At 54.1% G+C, this 7044-nt stretch carries 5 protein-coding genes; 1 reads left to right on the plus strand and 4 read right to left on the minus strand.

Annotation, left to right across the window (positions count from 1 at the left end; genetic code table 11):
* The 4 genes from QZP87_RS02720 to QZP87_RS02730 form a co-directional block, all read right to left on the minus strand.
* On the minus strand, nucleotides 1-291 hold a 291-nt coding region (locus tag QZP87_RS02720; protein WP_363330978.1), incomplete at its 3' end, for a nuclease-related domain-containing protein.
* 296 nt (nucleotides 292-587) lie between these two features.
* Nucleotides 588-848 carry a hypothetical protein gene (locus tag QZP87_RS02725; RefSeq protein ID WP_291321383.1) on the minus strand — a complete coding sequence of 87 codons (261 nt, stop codon included), beginning with the start codon at nucleotides 846-848 and terminating at the stop codon, nucleotides 588-590.
* A 1123-nt stretch (nucleotides 849-1971) separates the two neighbouring features.
* Entirely contained in the window at nucleotides 1972-2049 is a 78-nt protein-coding gene (locus QZP87_RS15480; protein WP_363330979.1) for a winged helix-turn-helix domain-containing protein, read from the minus strand.
* A gap of 315 nt (nucleotides 2050-2364) precedes the next feature.
* Complete coding sequence (locus QZP87_RS02730; RefSeq protein WP_291321384.1) at nucleotides 2365-2841, minus strand: hypothetical protein; 477 nt, start codon at nucleotides 2839-2841, stop codon at nucleotides 2365-2367.
* Nucleotides 2842-3188: 347 nt separating this feature from the next.
* Here QZP87_RS02730 and QZP87_RS02735 point away from each other — a divergent pair.
* Nucleotides 3189-7044 (plus strand): RecQ family ATP-dependent DNA helicase (locus QZP87_RS02735; protein WP_291321385.1); only part of this gene is annotated, 3856 nt, incomplete at its 3' end.

Below are 7044 nucleotides of genomic sequence, written 5' to 3' on the forward strand. Positions count from 1 at the left end.
CAGACCATAGGTGACATTATCCGGCATGTCTGACTTGAATGTACTGTCCCCGACATATACGACCACGGAATGCACCTGATCATCATTTAGTCCGAGAAGTTGCTGCAGGGTTTTGGTATGCTTGTAGTTCTGACGCAGTGGGTTTTGAAATCTGTTCGAATGCCTGAATATTTTCTGGGTCCACATGGGCTGATCAGGGTCGCCGTAAATCCAGCCCTTCATATTATTGGTCTCAATGACGAAAACCCCGTACTGCTTCAGCCAGCACGCAGGTGGAACAGGTTTGCTTATTTTTTCAGTGCTGACTTATGCGCCGCCAAAAGTCAATGATGGACTTTAAGCGGCCAAGCGAGAGGATCATTATCATGCACTCCGCCCAAGGGTGGTCAATCTTATGCAATTACTACACAGCATGCTGGAGGTAGACTTATTGACGATCCGGTGGAGAACATTCTCAGCCAACGGTTGAACAGATAAATAGTTTTCATCCGGAATGAAAGGCTTTCCGGATGGAAACTAAATAGTTTCCATCCGGAAACGGTTCTTTTTCCTTTTGGCTGAGCCTGCCACGCGTCTCGCGTTGAAAGCTAATTTCCCATCTGTGCTTTCTGGTATTCGTAAACGAAAGTGATATAGCTTTCATAATCGTCAAAGCTGATTTCCTGCTCCCCAAAATCACCAGCCAGGGTCAGCTTGAAAACTTTGCTTCCCCCGCTGGTATCAATGCTGCCGGCCTTTTTCTTTATCTGTGAAAAAGGAATTTTTTTGTTGAAGAACAGCCACTTGGGAATGCTGACGCTCTTGCTTTGTGTGTCGATCTTGACCTGCCCCATGTAAACCTCCTGCATGTTTAATCTGTTTAAGCCGGAGGGGCTGTCCTGGAGATCCAGGGCAGCCCTGGTTTTGCTTGCTGCACGTTCGATATGGGTTTAACCCTGAAACCCCGCGAGTTGCGGTAATCAATTTACTGGCTCTTTCTCTCTGAGACCAGCAACTTGTATATTCCAGTAACGGTAAAAAGTCCCTGTTATGACAACGATGAGTTATATGCCAAACGTGACCACGTCCAAAGTATCGAGCTGGATATTCCCTTATAGTGCTCCGCAGTTGGTCCGACTTTTCTTTAACCTCCATCAAGGTCAGGGCGTCAGGTGTTTTCGGCCAGAGTCGGCTGAAGCCAGAGGTATCTCAGACCGACAACATGCTGTTATCACAATGCTCAAATTTTTCTTGTTTTTTGTGACAGGGTTTCAGGAGTAAGTAACTAGGCTTTTTCCGCGACTCTGCACGGCAAAAGTGGCCCCTTCGGGGCAAAAGAGACTGCCCACGGAATACACGGAATTTCACGGAATATGCGTTGCTTCGCAACGCTTTAAAAACTTCCGTGCCCTTCCGTGTGTTCCGTGGGCAAAAGCTCCTGGCTTTCTTTGAAAATGAAACAACATGTTTGTTTGAAATTTGTGCTAAGCGCCTAAAATGGAAAAGGCATGGCCTTACTCTCCACAGCCAAGAAACTGTTCAACACCACCAGCCTGCCCTTCTTCAGCCTGCACGCAGGTGGAACTTGTCTGCACATTTCTTATATGCTGACTTATGCACTGCCAAAAGTCAATGATGGATTATATGCGGTTTAGCGGGAGGTTCATTTTCATGCTCTCCGCCCAGGGGTGGTCAATCATATACAATTACTTCCCAGCATGCTGGAGGTAGACTTATCGACGGTAACCATTCAGGGGTCCTCGGTGGTGACTAATGGCACAAGGCCAGGGGACTGTCCCCCGCTATGTAATAATTATGCAGCCATGCTTAAATAGCTATTTGCATGTAGCATAGGGACTGGCTCTCCCCGCACTTATTTTTTTAAACATGTCAACCATCCTTCAGAAAAATAAGTGCGGGGGTGCCTGCCCCCTGCTTTCCTTAAAAAGGGCTAAACTGTTACCAAAAAACAAACCTGCCCTTGCTCCTCTCTCAATAAAGAGACAGTTCGGTCTTCCTGGCGATCTCGCGCTGCGTGGTCTCTGGATTGTCCTGGATCTGCTTGAGAATGCAATATTATATTTGAGTCGTTCATATATCACTACAGCGAAACTTATTTATTCACCTCCGGGGACTGGCTCTCCCCGCACTTATTTTTAAAACCTGTCAATCATCCTTCAGAAAAATAAGTGCGGGGGTGCCTGTCCCCGATTTAGACAGGTTGAAAAGTTTTATAAGTTTCGCTGTAGTGATATTTAACGGGCACTAAATCAGTATTCATATTTGAACAAATTGAAATTAAAGCGTGAACATAGACTGGATGTCAAAGGAGTTTTTGCGGTTTGGGGTTTGGGGTCTATCCCTTATGTTGCGCTTATGTTGCGCTTATGTTGCGAGTTGCAACCCGGCCAGGGATGCCCGGACATCGGACCCGCTGATGTCCGGAACGATGCTTATTTCAAGTGCCGTCACCCTGTCGAGATCGACAGCATAATCTTCAACCTCGCGAATCGTTTCAGGTGGACTGAAATTATACTGCTGACGCACAATTTCCTGGTAAGGCTGCCCGTCATCCGGTGACCATCGAAGCACAAACTCTTGCGTGCGGGCGTATTTTTCTTCATGAAATACTAAACGGATATGTTTGATCCGTACCGGCTCGTCAAACAGCAGGCGTATAGTTTGCTCCCCAGGGGACGATGCCCGCCAGGCTGATCCGGTGTCAGGACGCAGTGCTGACTCAAACGGGTGAGCCGGATCCTCGGATGTGAGCTCGACCTGGGCAAGGCGTTCCACGTCCAACCAGTCCTGATCAGTGGGTGGAACTCCCTGCATGCCCTGAAAAATTATCCGCTTACGCATCACAGTACCTCCTCTTGCTTGACGATCTATTCAAGGGCCGCTGCATTTCCGGCGTCCGGTGTACTTGATTATATTTTTGCGATCATAGCATATCCCTGGAACTGATATCCAAAATCTTTAGACAGGATTAACATGATGGATAGGATTACCTTTTGGCCTGGCTTCCGGCCAGGACAAAAATATTTTTCTCTTAATCCATCTCTTAATCTATGCCTGCCACGCGTCTTTGGCGTGGTTAATCCTGTCAAAAAACTCTTCTCTTTATTGTTGCGGGCAAAGCATCACTATGGCGGTATATCAGTATTTTTCTAATCCCTAAGCACCTAACCCGGGAAAAAATTATTGACTTGACCCGTTCCAGGGAGTTTCAAAACATTGTGGTCCTGGACCTGGAAATCCATCCGGACAGGGAGACCCTGATCAAGATCGGGGCCACCGGACCCGGAGGGCAGCCCAGGCTGGCCTTTCAGGGAAATTTCAGGGCCGACGAAGCCCTGTCCAGGCTGGAACAGTCCTTCGGCAGGGCTTCATTTGTGCTGGGGCACAATATTATCGGCCACGACCTGCCCTGGCTGCGCAAACATTTCCCGGAGTTTTCCCTTTTAAAGCTGCCTGCCCTGGACACCCTGCACCTCTCCCCCCTGGCCTTTCCCAAAAATCCCTACCACCACCTGGTCAAGGACTACAAGCTGGTGCGTACAGCAAAAAACGATCCCATCCAGGACTGTGCCCAGGCCGAGCTTGTCTTCCAGGACGAAATTCAGGCCTTTCAGGCCCTGCCCCGGGAACAGCTGATATTTTACGGCACCCTGATGCACAGGTCCCATCCTGAAAGCGGCCTGGGGCATTTTTTCGCAGTCCTGGCCGGGGCAGACCTCAAGGACAAAGACTGGTGCAAAGCCTTCTGGGAAGAAAACGCCGGGGGGCATGCCTGCGTCAGCCATGCACAGTCCGCCTTTGAGACCCTCTGGGATGACAGCCGGGAATCCTGCTCCCTGGCCTATATCCTGGCCTGGCTGCAGGTATCCGGGAGCAACTCGGTTCTTCCCACCTGGGTCTGGAAACGCCATGCTGCAATCCCGGGCATTCTGCGCTCCCTGCGCGAGACTCCCTGCAGCGACCCTGCCTGCAGCTACTGCAGCAGCGCCTTTGATTCCCGGGCACAGCTGCAGCGCTACTTCGGATACCCCGACTACCTGCCGGTGAAGGACGAGGACCCGCCCCTGCAGAGACTGGTTGTGGAGACGCTTATCCGGGGCAACGACTGCCTGGCCGTGCTGCCCACCGGCGCGGGTAAATCCCTGTGCTACCAGCTTCCGGCCCTGATGAAGGCCGAACAGGGCAAGAGACTGAGCATCATTGTCTCGCCACTGCAGTCCCTTATGAAGGACCAGGTGGACGGGCTCCTGCGCAAGGGCATACTGCAGGGCTGCACCATCAATTCCACCCTGACCCTGCTGGAACGCTCCCAGGCCCTGGAAGGCATCCGCATGGGGGACCTGGACCTGGTGTGGATATCCCCGGAACAGCTTCGAAACACCACGGTCAAGGATGCCCTGCGCTCCAGGGAAATCGCCATGGTCATCATGGACGAGGCCCATTGCTTTTCCAAGTGGGGCCACGACTTTCGCCCCGACTACCTGGCCCTGGCCTCGTTTCTGGATGAAATATGCCCCGGACCGCCCCACCCCGAACCCCAGATCGCCTGCTTCACGGCCACGGCCAAAAAGGACGTGGTGGACGAAATCCTGGACTACTTCAGAAATGAAATGGGCCGGGACCTGGTCCTTTTCCAGGGCGGGCACGAGCGCTCCAACCTGCGCTTTGACGTCATCCCCTGCGCTGAACCGGAAAAGACCCAGCGCATGCACTCTATCCTGCAAAGCGTCCTGGTCGACAAGGAAGACGGCGGAGGAATAGTCTTCGCCTCCACCCGCAGAAAAACAAAAGAGTACGCCGAGGCCCTGGAACATATGGGCTGGAACGTGGAATACTACCACGCCGGGCGCACCCCGGAAGAGAGGACCTCGGTGCAGGAAAGGTTTCTGGCAGGTGAAATCCAGGTCATAGTGGCCACCAACGCCTTCGGCATGGGGGTGGACAAACCTGATGTCCGGGTGGTCATTCATGCCTCGGCCCCGGGCTCACTGGAAAACTACCTGCAGGAGGCCGGACGGGCCGGCCGGGATCATCGTCCTGCTGTCTGCTGTCTGCTGTTCGACCCTGATGACCTGGACACCCAGTTCGAACTCTGCCGGGCCTCGGAAATATCCGCCCGGGACATCAGGTCCATGTACGGCGGACTCAAAAGCCTGGCCTCTTCCAGAAACACCCCGGACATGGTCATGACTTCCGGGGAACTCCTGGCCAGCGAGGAGTTCGAAGAATACGGTTTCGACACCCTGGACTCCCATGAACCCATGGCCGACACCAAGGTGCGTACCGCCCTGTCCTGGCTGGAGCGCCGGGGCAAGATCAGGCGCGGAGACAACAAGACCACCGCCATCCAGGGCCGCCTGCTGGTCAAGGACAAAGAGGAAGCCCTGAAAATAATGGGCGGCCTGAACCTTTCGCCGTCAGAGCACGCCCTGTGGATGGGCCTGCTGGACATAATCATGCAGGCGGATCCCAAGGAACTTTTAAATACAGACATGCTCTCCGCCAGACTGGGAGCGGAACCGGATCGCATCCTGCGCAGCCTGGGGGCCATGCGCCAGGCCCGGATACTCAACCATGACCTGAACATGACCGCTTACCTGCGAAAAGGCATCCAGGATGACTCCCGGTCCCGCCTCAGGGAATACCTGGGGCTGGAGGAAAGCCTGTTCGCCCTCATGGAGGAGGACGAACCCGATGCCCGGGCCGGGGTCGTGTACAACATGCCTCTGCGTCCGGTTTGCCAGAGGCTCAAGGAACGCGGACACATAGAAGCTGCTCCTGCAAAACTGCTGCATATCCTAAAACTCCTGGTGGATGAAAAGCTCTTGCGTCTGCATCAGCTCTCCCAGAACTCCTACCAGGTAATCCTGCAGCAGGAATGGGACCGGATCAGGCAGCACGCATCCAGGCGCAACCAGTCGGCCAGGGTACTGCTGGATTTTTTGCTGGACAGAATCGACACCGGGGTAAGCGGCAAAGACCTGCTGGTTTCCTTTCGCACCGGAGAGGCGGAAAACGCCCTGCGCGCAAACATGCTCACGGCCCACTTGAGCGATCACCCCGCATTGTGCCGGCAGGGCCTCAGCGCCCTGCACCACTGCCGGGCCGTATGTCTGCAGAACGGCCTGTCCATCATCCGCCCGGCCATGAGCATCAGCGTAACCGATCCCAAAGGACGGTTCAGCCCCGGGGACTATCTTTCCCTGTCCTTATTCTACAGGCAAAAGATCGCCCAGGTGCACATCATGGGCCGCTTTGCCGAGCTGGGCGCTGTATTCGACGGCATAAGCCAGGCCCTGCGCTTTGTCCGCGATTACTTTCAAAAAAGCCGCACCGCGTTTGTGGCCGAGCACCTCCAGGACCGCAGGGACATCCTGGAACTGCCTGTCACCAGAGAGCAGCACGCAGCCATTCTGGAGCAACTCAGTTCAGTGCAGCGGGATATAGTGGAGGCCCCGACCGAAAAAAACATGCTGGTGGTGGCCGGCCCCGGCTCCGGCAAGACCAGGGTCATCGTGCACCGCATGGCCTGTCTCATCAAAGTCCTCAAGGTACGCCCCTCCAGGATCCTGGCCGTGGCCTTCAACAGAAGCGCTGTGGCTGAAATGCGCCGCCGCCTCAAGGACCTGCTGGGTAAAAGCGGTGCCGGAGTCAAGATCCACACCTACCACAGCATGGCCATGTCCATAACCGGGCATTCACTGGCCGGCAAAGGCGGCGATACATCAGTGTTCCAGGGAATTCTCCAGGAAGCTGTGGACTACCTGGACGGAACCAGCACCCAGGAAGACGGTTCCGCCCTGCACTGGCGGGACAGATTGCTGGGCATTCAACACATCCTGGTGGACGAATACCAGGATATAAATGACCTGGAGTACCAGCTTATCTCCCTTCTGGCCGGCCGAAACGAAGATGAACAGAGCCCGCGTCCGTCCATGCTGGCCGTGGGGGACGCAGACCAGAACATCTATTCCTTTCAGGGTGCAAATGTACGCTTCATCCAGCGTTTTGCACAGGAGTACCAGGCGGAAATAGTGCACATGG

The sequence above is a fragment of the Desulfonatronospira sp. genome (assembly GCA_003563255.1).
GTDB lineage: Bacteria > Desulfobacterota > Desulfovibrionia > Desulfovibrionales > Desulfonatronovibrionaceae > Desulfonatronospira.